Annotated in this window: 11 protein-coding genes; all 11 read right to left on the bottom strand. The window is 50.7% G+C overall.

Features of this window, described 5'->3' with window-relative positions; genetic code table 11:
* Positions 1 to 4: 4 nt before the first annotated feature.
* On the bottom strand, positions 5 to 904 hold the full coding sequence (locus MKZ15_RS09040; RefSeq protein ID WP_193415069.1) for a carbohydrate ABC transporter permease: 900 nt from the start codon (positions 902 to 904) through the stop codon (positions 5 to 7).
* A gap of 15 nt (positions 905 to 919) precedes the next feature.
* On the bottom strand, positions 920 to 1,882 hold the full coding sequence (locus MKZ15_RS09035; protein ID WP_193415068.1) for an ABC transporter permease subunit: 963 nt from the start codon (positions 1,880 to 1,882) through the stop codon (positions 920 to 922).
* A 252-nt stretch (positions 1,883 to 2,134) separates the two neighbouring features.
* On the bottom strand, positions 2,135 to 4,408 hold the full coding sequence (locus MKZ15_RS09030; protein ID WP_193415067.1) for a helix-turn-helix domain-containing protein: 2,274 nt from the start codon (positions 4,406 to 4,408) through the stop codon (positions 2,135 to 2,137).
* Between the two features lie 205 nt (positions 4,409 to 4,613).
* Positions 4,614 to 6,230 (bottom strand): response regulator, encoded by a 1,617-nt coding sequence (locus tag MKZ15_RS09025; RefSeq protein ID WP_339821331.1) that lies wholly within the window; start codon positions 6,228 to 6,230, stop codon positions 4,614 to 4,616.
* Positions 6,205 to 8,118 (bottom strand): sensor histidine kinase, encoded by a 1,914-nt coding sequence (locus MKZ15_RS09020; RefSeq protein ID WP_155605138.1) that lies wholly within the window; start codon positions 8,116 to 8,118, stop codon positions 6,205 to 6,207. Before MKZ15_RS09020 ends, MKZ15_RS09025 begins: the two co-directional genes overlap by 26 nt.
* Positions 8,119 to 8,190: 72 nt before the next feature.
* Positions 8,191 to 9,876 carry an extracellular solute-binding protein gene (locus tag MKZ15_RS09015; RefSeq protein ID WP_155605137.1) on the bottom strand — a complete coding sequence of 562 codons (1,686 nt, stop codon included), beginning with the start codon at positions 9,874 to 9,876 and terminating at the stop codon, positions 8,191 to 8,193.
* Between the two features lie 114 nt (positions 9,877 to 9,990).
* A complete protein-coding gene (locus MKZ15_RS09010) occupies positions 9,991 to 10,881 on the bottom strand; it encodes a carbohydrate ABC transporter permease (RefSeq protein WP_155605136.1) in 891 nt (296 codons plus the stop codon).
* An 18-nt stretch (positions 10,882 to 10,899) separates the two neighbouring features.
* A complete protein-coding gene (locus MKZ15_RS09005) occupies positions 10,900 to 11,862 on the bottom strand; it encodes an ABC transporter permease subunit (RefSeq protein WP_239483679.1) in 963 nt (320 codons plus the stop codon).
* Between the two features lie 192 nt (positions 11,863 to 12,054).
* On the bottom strand, positions 12,055 to 14,040 hold the full coding sequence (locus MKZ15_RS09000) for a hypothetical protein (protein WP_339821329.1): 1,986 nt from the start codon (positions 14,038 to 14,040) through the stop codon (positions 12,055 to 12,057).
* A gap of 140 nt (positions 14,041 to 14,180) precedes the next feature.
* Complete coding sequence (locus MKZ15_RS08995; protein ID WP_155605132.1) at positions 14,181 to 15,602, bottom strand: family 43 glycosylhydrolase; 1,422 nt, start codon at positions 15,600 to 15,602, stop codon at positions 14,181 to 14,183.
* Positions 15,599 to 16,381 (bottom strand): alpha/beta hydrolase-fold protein, encoded by a 783-nt coding sequence (locus MKZ15_RS08990; RefSeq protein WP_239483660.1) that lies wholly within the window; start codon positions 16,379 to 16,381, stop codon positions 15,599 to 15,601. Before MKZ15_RS08990 ends, MKZ15_RS08995 begins: the two co-directional genes overlap by 4 nt.
* Between the last annotated feature and the right edge of the window lie 104 nt (positions 16,382 to 16,485).

Here is a 16,485-nt window from a genome sequence, read left to right as displayed (position 1 = left end):
ATAACTACTCCTTGACGGCCCCAAGCATGACCCCCTGAACGAAATACTTCTGGATAAAGGGATACACGCACAGAATAGGCAGAGTGGCAAATACAACGCACGAGGCCTTCAACACCTCGGGATTGCTTAGCGAAACCTGCGTGGCTTCCAGTTGAAAGCTTTCGCTCGCCTGAATGACCAGATAATACAATTTCAGTTGGAGCGGCCGTAAGTCTACTCTTTGTTTAATGTAAAATAACGCATCTTGATACGCATTCCAGCGTCCGACCGCGTAAAACAGCGACAACGTCGCCAGGATCGGCTTGGAGAGCGGAAGTACAATGCTCCACAAGATCCGGAAATGCCCCGCACCGTCGATCCGAGCCGATTCCTCGAGACTAACCGGGATGCTGCTGGAGATCGCCGTCTTCATGATCAGCAAGTTGAACGCGCTGAACGCCTGCGGCAGAATAAGCGCTGACCATGTATCCAACATGCCGAGATTGCTGATCAACATGTACTCGGGAATGATCCCGCCGGTGAAATACAAAGTAAACATAAAGAGGAACGTCAGCGTGGTTCGGCCCTTCAATTGCTTGCGAGACAGCGGATATGCCGCACAGATCGTGATGATCATGCCGAGTACGGTGAACAGAATCGTGACCACCACCGACACGTACAAAGAGCGCAGAATACTGGCATCGGCGAAAATTTTGCTGTACGCTCCCAAAGTAAACCCTTCCGGCCACAGAAACACCTTGTTCGCAATGACAAACGCATCATCGCTTAACGATTTGGCGATGACATGAAGAAACGGCAGCAAGCATACGAGCGAGGCGAGGATCAACGCGAGATGAATCAGGACGTCCCAGACGTCGTAGCGATGTTTGCGGCGGAGTCGCAGCGTGTTTACGGATGCTTTCATGGTTCGCCTCCTTTCTTAGAGCAGCCCGTCTTCGCCTAGTTTCTTAGCCACCCGGTCGGCCAGCAGGACGAGTACCAGCCCGATCACGGACTGGAAGAGCCCTAGCGCCGTAGCACGGCTAAAGTTCCCGCTCTCGATCCCCCAGCGGTACACCAGAACGGGAATCGTCGTCGTGAATTCGGTGGTCGCTTTATTTTGCAGGGCAAAAATCCGTTCGAACGAGCCTTCCATCACCCGGCCTAAATTCATGATGAGCAACGTCACGATCGTCGCGCGAATCGAAGGCAGCGTCACGTTCCACACCTTCCGCCACCTTCCGGCCCCGTCCACGGTCGCCGCCTCGTACAACTCCGGGTTTATGCCGCTCATGGAAGCCAGGTAGATGATCGTTCCCCAGCCCATGCTTTGCCAAATGCCGATCGCAAGATAACTGACCAACCAGTTGTTGTCCTCTTGCAAGAACGGGATCCGCGTGCCGCCCATCATTGCGATCAAGTTGTTGATGACTCCATTGCTTTCGCTCAACAGCTGATAAGCGATCGCTCCAATAATGATCCAGGAGAGGAAGTGCGGCAAATAGAGCAGGGTCTGGTTGATCCGTTTGAACTTGACGTTCTTGATCTCATTGAGCAGGATGGCGAGCAGGACGGGAATCGTGAAGCTAAAGACCAGGTCGAGACTATTCAGCAAAAGCGTATTGCGGACGGCGCGGCCGAAATCATGTTTGGCGAAAATCTCGGCAAACACCTCGAACCCCACCCATTCGCTGCCCCAGAACCCGCGGGCGATTTTGTAATCCTTAAAGGCAAGCACGAGTCCTGACATCGGCGCGTATTTGAACACCAATACAAAGGACAAAGGGATCAATAACAGGAGATAAAGTTCCCAGTCCCGCCGGAAATGGAATGCAGCCCCCCGACCTAACGCCGGGTCATTTCTGAATTTAGGCTTCGATTTTGAAGCGCTTTCAACTTTCACAACATTCACCTCCTCCACAGTCTGGCCTGTCTCGGTTCCATCACGGTTGTTTCAGCGATGACGAGTTTGTGTCACATCATACCCCCACGTTTAATCCGCCGTAAATCATGAGTTTTGATCTTCCTTATCACTTTTGATCGTTCCCCTTGCAGTAATGGCGATTGCCGGACTTTATGATCAAATCTGAAGGGTTGAAGCAAAAATGGAGCCGCCTCCTTCGGCTAACCCGAAGCAAAGCAGCTCCCACGAAATTTAACCCGAGCTCCGCAGCTTGCTAGCCTTGTAACTACTCGGCGGCATCCCTTCATACTTTCGAAAAAACCGATTGAAACTCTGAATGTTCACGTAACCGACCTCCGCTGCAATCTGTTTCACCGTCATCCCGGATTCCAGAAGCAGCCCCTTGGCTTTCTCGATCCGCCGCAGGTTCATATAATCGATCAAACTGGTTCCTGTCATTTCGAACACGATTTTGCGCATGTAAGAGTAACTGATCCCAATTTCCTTAGCCATGTCCTCAAAGACGATTTCTTCGCAGTAATGCGCATCCAGATAACGGAGGATTCGTTCCCCGTGCCCGGGTTCACTCTCGGGTCTACGCGCAAGGTACTGGAGAATATCGCGGTAGAACTCACGCATATAGTGATCCAACTCATCCAATGTGTCGATGGAGGCGATAGCGGAATAAATGTTGCCCCGACCGGCGAATATCCGCGTAGGATTCATCTGATTTTCCCGCAGTTCCTTGATCGTGACACCAACCAACTGGTGATAAATAAACATGATATTGTCGTAGGAAATAGAGGGTGCGGATTGGATTTCTACGCGGATCACAGTCAATTCCTCTAAGAGGCGCTCAAGGTTCCCCGCCTGTAGGAAATTCAGAATTCGCCTCTCGCTATCTACAGGATAAAGATAAGGCTTGCCGCGTTCCTCTTCCTCGCTCCAGAAGGAGATCCCGCCGCCTCCGTCAACCATCCGCTGCTTAATGACCTCCATGGCCTCCGCCGCGCGATCTTGAAGACCGGCGTTTTTCTCCGTCCGGCTGCTGACCCCAACGGTTACCGTATGGCCAAGCAAATCCCCCGCATATTGACTCAACGCCTCAAGCGCTGACTTAATTCCTTCGTAATCGCGATCTACCTCCTCCTGCCCGAAGTTGATCACGACGGCAAAGCAGCCCTCACCTTGATAAACGCATCTCGCAACAACTCCGGGAGGGAATAAGGTCTCGCCATGTGTCACGATTAGATATCGGTGGTAGCTTCGGGTTTCCGGGTTCGTCATGTCCGCGTAACTTCGGTAACGGTCGATCGAAAGGACGCCAACCAAACTATAGGGTTCAGGAAACAGCTCCGTCGCCGGCTGGACCTCTTCCCCTCGCAGCAAACGGTGAACCGCCAAACTGCGGACATCCTGCTCCCGTTCCTGAAGCAGCTTATAGAGCTGCTCCTCTTCCTCCTGCATTCGTTTAAATACAGCATCGAGGAAGGTCAATTCATTTTTGTCCGCTACTCCTCGGCTGCCACTGGACCTAACGGTCCGGACCAGCCTTCGCAACGGTTTGGATAGCCAGGTCGCGAGAAACACCGTCAATACGGATCCGGCAAAGATCACGGCAGCCGTCAGCCAAACGATATTATGCTGCAGCTTGTTCGTTTTGGCCATCAACGCATCCATGGAATAAACGTTTACGTTCCACCATCCGAATAAATCTGAACGGGACCAGGTGTACAAAAGCCGCTCGCCATGAAGCTCATGAAAGGAATAACCTTCCCGCGCCTGGCTTTCTAAGATCTCTTGCATGTTCGGTTGCTTGGTTCCGTCGGTAAACAGCACCGCCTTGTCATTGTGCGAAATGATCAACCCATCCGCTTGCATAAGCAGATAGCCGTGGTCGGCCGGCTCGGCGGATCGCAAATATTCTCCGATTTGGCTTTCCCGCAGGTTGACCACGATCGTCCCGCGTGTCGTCGTTGATAACCGGTTCAGGGGCAACACGTAGGAGATCACGGTTTCTCCCGAGCTCAACCTCCGAGGTACCCACACGCCGCTAATCCCTCGTCGTCCCTCCAGAACCTTCTCCATCCAACCGATCGGTTCATACCGGTCCGTAGTCGTAATGCCTTTGTCGGTCGAAATCACATAATCCGCACCGCTTAAGTAAAAGAAAGAGGAGTACACTCCGTTCACCCGGTTGTTCAGGTTCACCAGTTCCCGAAGCACCGTCAATGCCTGGCTCACATGATTGTAATCCTCTTGCAGCTCTCGGTAATTCTCAAATGGACGGATGCGGTCAAAGACCCTGCTTGCCGTGAGCCGTACTGTATCCTGAGCCAAGTTATTCAGCGCATTCTCGTTCAACCTTCGGTTTGCGTCTAATCCCGCCAAGGAAGATTCCGCAATCGCCTTCTCGGAGTAGCGCAAGATTTGCGTACCGCTGAACAACGTCAGAATAATCGCCGGAACCGCCATGACGCAGAACAGGATGACTGCCAATTGAAGCATCATTGGAATCCGTTTCATCTTCCCTTTCATCCCCTCCGAAATGGGCTTTCCGCAGCAGATTTCTGGGTGACTGATCTAAAGCGCTTACATAACACACTTGGATAAATTATACATCAGTGCCAAGTCAGGGTCTATTTCTATCATTTTAAATTTTCACAATTCGGTAAACGCAAAAAAGCCCGTACCTAATAGGTACGGGCTTAGCAACTCCGAACTCCTGGCTTCACTCCTCGTCCATGCGGGTGTTCGCTCCAGCGGTCCAGGCGCTGCCGGCCACCAGCTTATCGCGATACTCCTGAGGAGACACGCCCTCCAGCTCTTTGAAAACACGAGAGAAATGACGGGTATTCTCGAATCCGACGGCATTGCTGATTTCCGACAGCTTAAGCGAACCCTTTCCGACCAATTCCTTCGCTTTTCGGATTCTTACTTTTTTCAGATAGGTCACAAAGCTTTCGCCGGTATACGCCTTAAACGCTTCGCTGAAATAGGAGTAATTCAGCGATACATGGTTGCTGACAATCGCCATATTCAGTTGACGGTGGTAATGGTTTTCGATATACGCCACCGCTTCTTTCATATCTCCGTGCTCACTATGGGCGGATCGAACTTCCTTGATATATTCGTCAAGGTCTGAGAGCAGCTGTTCCAGCGATCGGAAATAGTCGTGAAAATGGCAGAAGTTCGACATATCCCCCACTTTGCGGTAGAGCTTCAGCACGTCGACGGAAGCTTCGCCATAAACGCGAAACACTTCATCCAGCACCTGTTCGTTCATATGCCGGCTGACCGCCTCCAGGTACGACATATCCAACTCCGGCAGTTGATCAACCCGGAAGATCTCATGCAGGAGCGAGCCGATTTCTTTTTCCCGATTCGTACCTAGGATATTCCCAAGCTTGCGGATGGTCTCCCTCGGAACAGGATAAGACAACCGCTTCATCTGCAATTCCTCATACCAGATCAATCGAGTCTTCGGATAAATAAAAGTATATTTCAACGACTCACACGCCTGGCGATAGCATAGGGCCAGATCCGTGAGCCGGCTTCCTTCTTCGCTCACGCCGATCAACATCCCGTCAAGATCCCGTTCCGCCGCCAGCAGCGAAAGTTCCTCAAACTTGCTGCGTGGACCCCCGACTAAAATCATTCGCCCCTCGCGATCCAACAAGGAAGCGTTGAGTACGCCGTCCACACTTTCGAACATATGCAGAGCAAGCGACTTTAAATCCTCTTTCTTCATGCGGCTCCCATCCACGTTTTTGTAGGTCAAAGCCGCGATCGTAAAGGGGAATGCATATTGATCGAAACCGATTTCGGAACTCCAGATGCTAAGGTCCTCCCCGGCCAGCTCCTGCTGCGTCTGCAGGAGTTCCTGCAGACGCACCGATTGAACCTGCAACCGATAGCTCTCCGTAGCGGCTAATTGCTCAACCATGTGCGAGCGTTTCGCCAGATTATCCTGACACTTTCGCAGCGCCGCGAACAGTTCATCCCGGCGGATCGGCTTCAAGAGATAGTCGACGGCCTGATACCGGATGGCTGCTTTGGCATACCTGAAGTCTTCATAACCGCTTAGAATAATAATTTGCGGCCGACCGGCCTGCCCTTCCGGCTGCGGACCTTCCGACACATTCTCAATCAAAGCGATTCCATCCATGATGGGCATCCGGATATCCGTTATGATGATGTCTGCACCTTGGGTCCGGTATAGCTCGATGGCTTCCGCCCCATGAGCTGCCGTAGTGAGATCGTATTGGCCCGGGAATTCACGTTCAATCATAGTCTTCAGACCAAACCGAATATTCTTCTCGTCATCCACGATCAATAGTTTTGTCATCTGTGCCAACCCTCCCTGTTAACAGCACCTTCGGCATGATCATCACAACTTGGGTGTACTGTCCTTGCTCGCTGAAAAGCTTCAGACCGTACTGTTTTCCGTAATATAAACGTATGCGCTCTTGAACATTTCGAAGGCCAATACCGTAATGATTCGACGGTGCAAAATTTCCTGGAATCTTATCTGTCAAACCAACTCGGTCTAATTCCTGGTTCAATTCAAGCAGCGAGGTTTCATCGACCCCTCTTCCGTTGTCCGTCACTACGATTCGGATATCGCTTTGCGGCAATTCCAGAACCTGAATCGAGATGTTTCGCGCTCCCGTTTCATCCCCGGTCCAAGCATGCTTCACTGCGTTTTCGATGATCGGTTGAAGCGACATCTTGAGCATCTCCATATCCAGAAGATCATTTGAAATATCCAACTTCAGCTCAATCGGTTCATCAAAGCGAATATTCATCACTTCGATATAGTTTTCGATGTGGCGGATTTCATCGCGCAGTTTCACGTATTCCCCGGACCATTTGAAGTTATACCGCATCATTCCCCCGAGGGAAGTCAGCGCATCGGAAATTTGCCGTTGGTTTTCGATTTCAGCCAGCATTTTGATGTTCTCTAACGTATTATACAAAAAGTGAGCATCGATTTGGTTATGAAGGGTTCGCAGCTCCGCTTCCTTCGTGAGCGCTTCCTTGTAAACGGCCTGGGCCACCAGCGTATTGATCGTGTTCATCAGCTTGGAGAAATGATGCGCCAGTTCTCCGACCTCGCCCCCACCGTGGATCGTGATACCGCTGTAGGTCTCCCCACGCCGCACCTTCTTCATTTCTTCCGTAAGCACACGAAGATTCTTCAGAATAAACGCATTAAGAATATAAGCAATGACAGTAACCAACGTAATAAACCCAATATTGGCTCCGATCAAAATATTGCGCATATGTGAAATTTCCTTAAGCACGCCGTCCATGGACACGATATTCAACAGATCCGCATTGATCCGCTCAATGGGCTTATGCAGCAGCAGAAATGATTTTCCGTTCTCTTTGTAATAAATATCCCAAACCCCGGTTTCTTTATAACGTATCAGTCGCTCCCGGATCGCTTGCTCCAGTTCCGGATTCGTACGAAGATACGAGCTTGGGTCGCGGGTAAAAATCTGGGCTTCACTATCCACAAGCAGCATTTGCGATTCGCCGTTCTGGAAGGTGGAATAGGTTCTTGGGCTGAATTTTTCCAGCAACATGTCGACCTGAACCATCCCGACGTGATGGTTTGTCGGAATGCTCATTTCTCGAAGCAAGGACACCTTTGGCGTTGCCGCTGGGGTTTGCCCTTTGTAGCGTTGCATCAAATCCGGATCATTGTATTGAAAAGACCAGGATTCCGTTCCTTTCATTTCCTTCGCTTTTTGAAACCACGGCTCACTTGCTACACGGGTTTCCCGGAAGAAAATCGGCCAAATTTCGGTGATGTTACTGCTTGAGAAGAGCCGCAGATGCTCCACATTCGGGTTTAAATACTGGATTCGCGTTAAGCTTTTAAACGTATAGTAGCTGAAATTGACGAGTTCACGAGCACCTGTCTCGCTCGCATTCGCTAGATAATCCTGTACTTCCAGATCGTCGTAGGAGACTTGCGCTGCCCGCGCCATCGACTCAATCTGGGTATCGATATGCTGGATTTCCATCTCCAGCAACGAGGTATTCTTGTCCTCGGCATCACGGACATACATGTTATTGATGGCTTGATACGAATAAAAGGACACCAACGAACTGGGTCCTAAAATAATGAAAATATAAGAAGCAATCAGGCGGCTCTGAAGTGAGCGGCGCCCAAACCAATATTTAAACGAATCCCACCATGCTGCCCAGGGCTTCCTTCTCTCCATATGCCGCGCGACTCCTTTTCATAAACGCCCAAAAGCCCGCGATTCGCGGGCATTTTTTGGGCAGAACGAGGATTATTCCATGCCAAGTTTCTTCTTGTTCTCTTCATACTTAGTTTGCTGGAACGCCTGCACTTTGGCAAGTCCCAGATCTTCTTGTTTCTTGATGTAATCGGACCAGATCTTATCGAATTCTGCGTCAGACGGTGCCATCAGCAACTTCGGAAGCGTCTTGCTGCGCAGATCTTTAATCTTGCTCAGGATAATGCCTTCATCCGAATTGGCCAACGGATCGATCAAGTCAAATTCGGAGACACTGACGGTTTTACCGCGAGTCCAGTCTTCCAATTGTTTGTACGGTTCAACCGATTCAGGCTGCCATTGCTGGGTGATGTTAGTGTTCTGCATCATCCAGAAGGTAAAGGAGGAGCCGTATTGTTTGTCGAATGCAGCCCGGTCTTTATTCATGAGATCAAAGGCTTCCGGTTTGAATTGGTCTTTGCCGTCAATCGTGTCATAGCTGACGCCTTTTTCACCCAGGTAAAGGTCTTTTTGACCTTCTTCACTCATCAGGTAGCTCAGGAATTTAATGGCGCGAGCTTTATCCTTCACATCTTTAGAGATCAATGTTACCGTCCAACCGGAAATCGAAGGACCGTTCAAAGTAGGCGGATCCAGTTTGGAGTTCGCCGGACCGTCAACCGCGATGTAAATCTTGTTTGGATCTTGTTGGTACAGAGTGCCCAATTGCGCTGCAAAGTCGGTGCGTTGGTACAGCATCGCGAAGTAACGTCCTTGCGCGATCTTCTCTTCCATTTGAGCGCGTTTGTCGATGAAAATATCCTTCGCCAGCAAGCCATCTTCGTTGGCTTTGCGCAGCGTTTTCAACCACGTTACATATTCCGGATCGGTTTCACGGTTGTACAGCTTGCCGTCTTTTTGTCTCGGAATTGCCAGGAAGTTCTGCAGATATTGTTCCAAGGAGTCATTACCGACAGCTGTAAATTCATGCAGACCCAACGGAATCAGCGGTTGACCGTTGATTTCAGGGAATTTCTCTTGAGCTGCTTTCAGAGCAGCCACGAAGCCTTCCGGTGTACGCATATCAGGGCTGCCGATGGCTTCATAAATATCTTTACGTACGACGAAGGTTTGGTTGGATACATACGTATCGCCGTATTGCTCATAGTCTTTAGGGGACGAGGAAGAGTTCGGATAACCGTATACATTCCCGTCTGGCTGCGTGTACCAGCCCAGTTTGTCTGGGTCAGCGATTTTGAAGAAGTAAGGATCATATTGTTCCGCCAATTTGTTCAGCGGCTCAACAAGTCCACCTTCGATCATTTTCTTCACGCCGTCTTCATACCAGCCCAGCGTAATGAAATCAGGCAGCTTGCCGGATGCGATTAGCGTGTTCAGCTTTTCGTTTTCATTCCCGGCAGGAACGATGAAGTTGATGTTTACACCCGTTTTCTTCGTTACATATTGGGAAGTCGGGTCAACCCCCCATTTATTCGGGAACCAGGCAAAGTTCAGGTACCAGTCGAAAGTGATTGGAGACGTATCGGATTTCCAACCTGGTTCATCAGCCGATGGTGTTGCGGCCGGCTCGGTCGATTCTTGCGAATTGGTGTTGGCAGGCTTGTTGTTAGCGCTTTCCTTACTCGCATTGCCATTACCGCCGCAAGCAGCCAGAGACAGGACCATGATGGCCGCCATCAGCAGCATCATCATTTTTTTGGACTTGCTTTTCATGCCCATGCTTTTTACCCCTTTTCTCATTTGGTGTGATTCCTTTTATGTGCAACTCCAAAGCCGCCGAGAAGCGGCTCGGAGGAGTTACCACGAACGTGGTGAGTCGGCCTATACCGCTTCTTAGCCTTTGATCGAGCCGATCATCATCCCTTTAACGAAATAGCGTTGCAGGAACGGATAAGCGAACACGATCGGCAGGGTCGTTACGACCATCGTTGCCAGTTTGATCGATTGGGAAGTGACTGTCTTAGTCACCGCGCTGCCCTGTACGGCCGTCGTCATGATGTTGGAACTGGACTGGGCCACAACCCGGTATAGAAACGTCTGGATCGGCTGCAGGTTCTCGTTGTTGACGTAAATAATCCCCGTAAAATAATCGTTCCATTGATAGACCCCGTGGAACAAGGCGATCGTTGCCAATACCGGCATTGAGACCGGGAGCACGACTCTCAAGAATACAACCCAATCGTTCGCTCCGTCGATCCGGGCCGCTTCCTCCAATCCATCGGGAATTTCCCGGAAGAAGGTCATGAAGATAATGAGGTCAAAAAAGCTGAACAGCACTGGAATAATGTAAACCATGAAATTATCAAGCATATGCAAATCCCGGATGAGCAGGAAGGTTGGAATCAGCCCCCCTGAGAAAATCATCGTGATTGTTCCCAATAGGATGTACAGCTTCCCTCCGATCAGCTCTCTGCGGGAGAAGGCGTAGGCGACCATCGCGGTAAAGAACACGTGCGCGACAACGCCAATGACGGTCTTGGCTACCGTAAGTCCCATCGCGGTCATAATGCCCGGATTATCAAATACCGCCTTGAAATTCTCGAGGCTGAAAATCCGAGGCCACCAGTAAATCCCCCCGAGCATGGCGTCCTTCCCGTCGTTAAACGCATTGATCAGGACGTACCAAATCGGATACAGCGTGACGAAGCAGATCAGCAGCATTCCCAAATTATTCAGTGTATCGAAGACGACTTCGCCTTTCGTTCTGCGGCTTAATGAAAACATGTGCAGGTCCCCCTTGGCCTAAAACAACGAAGTGTCGTTGAGTTTTTTGGATACTTGGTTGGCAATCAGCAGCAGGATGAGCGCTATGACGGACTTGAACAATCCGATCGCCGTAGAGAACGAGTACCGGCCCGAAGAAATCCCTGTATAGTAAACATAGTAATCTATAACATTACTTGCACTATCGTTCAAGGAGTTACGCAACACCAAAATCTGGTCGAAGTTAGAGTTCAGCACACCGCTGACCGCCAGGATGAACAAAATACTGATCGTAGCTTTGATTGCCGGAAGCGTAACGTACCACATTTGCTGGAACCTTCCGGCTCCGTCAATGGTGGCCGCTTCATACATTTCGGGCGAAATGCTCGTAATCGCCGCCAAGTAAATGATCGCGGACCATCCGAGCTCCTTCCAAATATCCGAAGTGATCACGATCGTCCAGAAATATTTCGGCTCAGCCAGGAAGGAAATCGGTTTATCAATAATGTGGAGCGCCATAAAAATATCATTGACGATACCCACGTCCGACAGCCAAGTTGCCAGGATCCCCCCCAGCACAACCCAGGACAGGAAGTGAGGCAAATAAGAAATCGTTTGGATCGCTTTCTTGTACCGAAGCGAACGAATCTCATTTAGGAATAAGGCGAATACGATCGGTAAAGGGAACATAAGCAACTTCAGCAAACTGATCCCAAGCGTATTTTTCATGACATTGACGAAGTTCTCGTCCTGCAAAAATTCCTTGAAGTGCGTAAGACCCGCCCATGGGGCTTCCGAAATCGTTCGAATAATGTCGTAGTCCTTAAAAGCAATGATGACACCGTACATCGGAATGTAGTTGAAGATGATCATCCAAGCGATGCCGAGCAGAGCCATAATTTGAATATGTCTTTGCGTGTACAGTTTCTTCAGCCATTTTCGCCTTGACGAGGGCGGCGTTTCTATCTCTTGCATGGCTGCGGGTTGCGTTGACGGCTGCATTTCCATCCCCTCTGACCTCCAAGCTGTTCTAGTCTAGTATTGTAAGCACTTTCACCTATCTGTATCTATTGTACTTGGGATCGAAGCATAGGGATATGCTCCAGATTTCGTATCGATGTATTCGTTTTTCGGCTGGCGATCACGATTTTTAGAAAACAAATACCCGTACCGGGAAGATACGGGCAATAACGCCTACTTCATGATCAATTCGGTTGGTTGAACACCGTATGGTGCCCTCGTCCCTTGAATGACGTCCAGCATTTCCGCGTGGGTGGCCTTGATTTCCTGCACAAAGTCCTCATAAGGCCGATGGCAGACATCGACGATCCCGATCTGGTAGTTCTCCCCGTCGAAACGGCCTAGCGTGGCTTGATCATTCAGTATAAAATAATGCGTCCCCACCAGGTACTTCTGACTCGCTGCAAATTCCGTGTAATAGCGGTAGGCTTTGCCACGGTCGGCCTGCGTGTATACGCCTTTCAACCCCGGGCTTAGCAACCCTACATCCGGAGCTCCAAAATGGAATTCGCCGATCAGGATCGGTTTACCGGTGTGTTCGTAGATCGCGCGGAGGTCGACTTCATCCGGTCTAAACTTATAACAGTTATAAGTGAAGACATCATAGTACTCACTTCCCTCCAGAACCAGTTCCGAAGAAATAAACGCATAACGCATTCCGAGATTTAAGTGATGGGGATCGATCTTCTTCAACGCTTGAGCCGGGATGCGGACATACTCATGGGCCATCCGGCGGGAAAAATCCAATAAATCCGCATCCGCGGCATCGGAAAATTCCTCATACCCCAGTTCACGGATCGCGCCGAAATCCACCACTTCCATCCCCCACGCCGCACTTAGGGCATCCGGCCGGCCTTCATATCGATCCTCCAGATAGCGAATCAGCTCTTCCTTACTTGCCAAGGAATATCCGCTGCGGAACATTTCCCGCGCCAGATTCACGCGATCCCCAAACGCCCAATGCGGTTCGTTCGTCATAAAGTATCCGATGAGATAGCGGTCCTCTTTAAACGGCTCCAATTGCGCGGCATACCGCTCCGAGGCCTCTCGATACTCCTGGCTGAATACGTCAGGAAAATCCCGATACACGGTCTCTTGGGTTGTAGGAAATCCGGCCAACGGCATGACATAAGGCAGCTTCGCTTCTTGGGCAAAGTTCAGATCCGACCAGTTCCCGATCGTATTAAATCCCCAATCGATCAACCGAGAACGAGTCATTTGGCTCCAAGTCTCATGATAATTCTCGCCGAAGGCTCGAATCAGATTGCTTACGGCATAATTATAATAACGATGACCGTTCAACGTCTCTCCTGTCTGGAAAGCAGGTCGGAAAGGTCCTTCCTCTTCCGGGATCCACTCCAGACAAGGTTCAATGCCGTCGATCCGTCCCGCTTCCCCGGAGGAAACCACATCCAGCCCCTTACTGTAGAAAGCGTATCCCTCCGGATCCACCAGCCAGAATCGGTCCCCCTGCTGCGCGACATGAAAGTATCCTGTAGGTTCAAAAGGAATGGATTTATATCCCCCATAGGTACTGTATTCCGGTCCAAAATGCGCGATCGCGCCGTCTTCTGCCTCTTTCTGCAAATAACGGACAAGCTCCTCTGCCGATTCGGTTTTGCCGCCCCAATCCTTGATTTTCAATTGTCCCAGCTCATCAACGATCGGCTCTACCTCCTGTCCCAGGCTGCAATCTGGCTTCTCGTCCGCTAGGTACAAATCGTGCAGGATAAAGGAACGATGCGTATAGAACGGCAAAAAAATCATTTCGAAATGCTTGACTTGCTCCGGTTCCATGGCGGTTCCTTGCAAAAATGACTTCAGTTTGCCCGGCGTACGCTCCAGAAAGATATGCTGGGCATCTAAATGCTCAAGGTCAAAAAACGTTCGAACCCGAATCTGAGGCAGGAATCCCGTCATGCAATACAAGTCCGGTATACTCTGCACCGAACTTGGAGTTCGCTTCGAAAAACCAAGCGCCATCTGAAACTCCGTGATCGATTGAACGGTTAGCTCCAGCACAAGATGCTGGCCTTTCTTAAACTCCAAGCCGGCGAAATGGAGCCTCCCCCCCTCCGGGGAAATTTCGATCAAACGCCCGCCGTCCGGAAGCGGTTTCATTTCAATGCTGCCGCTTACGTTCATCTCTGTTGGTCTCATTGGTTCAGTCGCTCCTTCGGATTGGTCAATTCGTAAAAATTATACGATATTTCGAAGAGCTTCCTTCCGTTTTCCGAAATTGTGTGACCAAGCCCGAAATTGTGTGACCCTTCCGAAACCGTCGAATAGACAGAACGCGCTTATTCCAAGGCAAACGAAGCCAAGTCCGCGCATCCGTTCCCGGTATACTTGAAATATAAGGCCTGTATGCCGTCCGGAATGGCAATGTCTGCGGTGTATTCCGTCCAAACGTTCGTGAAGTCAACCGGGATGGTTCCGAGCGCCGGCCCCTCCCAAGCCGTTTGGATCTCGAAAGCACCTTGGCAATACCCGCGTACTTTGATCTTAACTTTTTTGATGCCATGACAATCGAAATACTTGAACCCGGCCGTGGCAGAATCCGTCATGTTAGCGATATATCCGATCTCCTCGTCTCCGTCTTTCCCGTCTTGAGTGATTTTTGGAAACCGGCTGTCCATCCAGGCTCCGGAGCCGAAGCCGCCGGTATACGTCGCCTCGTCTTTGCAAAACAGATGGCACGCCAGATAGGCGGGATATTCTCCGTGCCCTACAAGCGGACCGCCATTCGGGCCGCTGGAGGTCATCTCGGCTTGAGCGATCGTTCCGTCCTCGCGGAAGTGAATCCGCTCGATGCAGCCCTGCCGGCAGAACGCTGTACCGTTGGTATGCCGGTGATAGAAGACATACCATTTCCCATTGATTCGTTCGATGCTGCCATGGTTATTTCCGCCGTAGTACATCGGCTTGTCCGCCGGTTTGTAGGAATCGATATGAAGATCGTTGTTGCTGATGAGGACTCCTTGATAGACGAAGCCATGAGTCGGAAATGGACTGGTTGCGTAACACAACTCATGCATGACGATCGAGGAGTAGATCAAGTAATAAGTATCGTCTTTCTTACGGATCGAAGGAGCTTCAAAAAACGCATGTCCTTCAAACCCGCTCCCCTTGCTATAAGGCTCGCTTGGCGCGACAAAAACCGGTTCCTCCACGATCGTGAGCATATCCGGGCCCAGCACCGTAACCATCGCGCCGTGTCTGGATCGATCTCCGGCCGCACAGAATCCGGTATATAAGTAAGTCCGCTCGCCCTCCGTCAACACCCCGGGGTCAAACTGAGGTTCGTCGCCGGCTTTTTCTCCCAAACGCGTGCCGTCGGCATACTGAACGTACCCGTAGAATTCAAACTCCCCAGCCGGAGTCTCGCAGACGGCGACAGAAACGATCGGAACCTTGTCGAGCACATAATACAGATAATACCGCCCATCCGGTCCGACGGTAACGTCCGGGGCATAGAGACACATCCTGCCGTCCGGATTCAGCGGGTCATCGGTTTTCTTGTAGATGACGCCTTCGTATCGCCAGTCCCCCAAATCCTCTACCGGAGCCGACCAGCACACATAGTCGTTTAAGCAAAATACATGGCCGTTAAACCGGTCATGCGACCCGTATACGTAAACCCTATCGCCCCAGACATGCGGCTCCCCGTCAGGAACATACTCCCAAGACGGCAGATATGGATTGAATCCTTGCTTTTTCATCGGCGGCTCCCCTCTCCCGGTTCATTTCTGAAAATCCGCTGAGAAAACTCGCTAAGGCCGTTTCTCCATACAGGCCAGTCGTGGCCTCCCTGCTCCTCCACCCAAATGTGGGGGACCCCCTGCTCAGCGAAGTAAGCATGTGTCCGGTCGCTGACGTATTTCAAATTGTCCTCATCACCGCAAGAGAGCCATAACAGACTCATTCGCGTCGCCGCCTCCTGCGGATTCGGGGCGAGCTGTTCGGGAGTCTTCGTATTGGGGGCCGGGGAAAATGCGCCGATCCAGGCGAATTGATCCAAATGGCTTAATCCGATGTTTAAGGACTGCCCGCCTCCCATGGACAAGCCGGCGATGGCGCGGCTCTCCCGCCCGGTACTGACCGGATAGGTAGCTTCTACAAAAGGGATCAGGTCATGGAGTAAGTCCCATTCGAAACGCTCGAACGCCTCAAGCTTCTCAGGGGCAAAAAGGTCGCCCTCGGCCCGATCTTCCGGCATAGCGCGGCCATTGGGCATGACCACAATCATGGGTGCGAGCTTCCCATCCGCATAAAGCCGATCCAAAATGAGATGCGGCTCGCCATGCTCAAACCACTCGTGTTCATCTCCGCCAATGCCATGTAATAAATAGAGTACCGGATACGTTTGATTCCGGGAAAATCCGGGAGGGGTATATATCCTTGTTTTGCGCTGGGTTCCTACGGTTGTGGAGCGATATTCCACGACCTCGATGCTTCCGTGGTGCAAATGGCTGGATGCTTCCGAAACTTGCCGATCCATGATCTTCATCCTCTCCGTCATTTAGATAATTGAATTATAGCGCTTCCAAAAAAACGCTCGCTAGGCTGAAAATAAAGAACTCATCCGTATTTCTTTAAACAAAA

The organism is Paenibacillus sp. FSL R7-0216 (genome assembly GCF_037969915.1).
Taxonomy (GTDB): domain Bacteria; phylum Bacillota; class Bacilli; order Paenibacillales; family Paenibacillaceae; genus Fontibacillus; species Fontibacillus rhizolycopersici.
This window is presented reverse-complemented; position numbering and strand designations above follow the sequence as displayed.

Bases quoted from the DNA above. Each gene is read 5' to 3' on its own strand.
- MKZ15_RS09010 (WP_155605136.1), bottom strand. From the start codon at position 10,881: ATGTTTTCATTAAGCCGCAGAACGAAAGGCGAAGTCGTCTTCGATACA.
- MKZ15_RS09020 (WP_155605138.1), bottom strand. From the start codon at position 8,118: ATGGAGAGAAGGAAGCCCTGGGCAGCATGGTGGGATTCGTTTAAATAT.
- MKZ15_RS09025 (WP_339821331.1), bottom strand. From the start codon at position 6,230: ATGACAAAACTATTGATCGTGGATGACGAGAAGAATATTCGGTTTGGT.
- MKZ15_RS09000 (WP_339821329.1), bottom strand. From the start codon at position 14,040: ATGAGACCAACAGAGATGAACGTAAGCGGCAGCATTGAAATGAAACCG.
- MKZ15_RS08990 (WP_239483660.1), bottom strand. From the start codon at position 16,381: ATGGATCGGCAAGTTTCGGAAGCATCCAGCCATTTGCACCACGGAAGC.
- MKZ15_RS09005 (WP_239483679.1), bottom strand. From the start codon at position 11,862: ATGCAGCCGTCAACGCAACCCGCAGCCATGCAAGAGATAGAAACGCCG.
- MKZ15_RS09040 (WP_193415069.1), bottom strand. From the start codon at position 904: ATGAAAGCATCCGTAAACACGCTGCGACTCCGCCGCAAACATCGCTAC.
- MKZ15_RS08995 (WP_155605132.1), bottom strand. From the start codon at position 15,602: ATGAAAAAGCAAGGATTCAATCCATATCTGCCGTCTTGGGAGTATGTT.
- MKZ15_RS09015 (WP_155605137.1), bottom strand. From the start codon at position 9,876: ATGGGCATGAAAAGCAAGTCCAAAAAAATGATGATGCTGCTGATGGCG.
- MKZ15_RS09030 (WP_193415067.1), bottom strand. From the start codon at position 4,408: ATGAAACGGATTCCAATGATGCTTCAATTGGCAGTCATCCTGTTCTGC.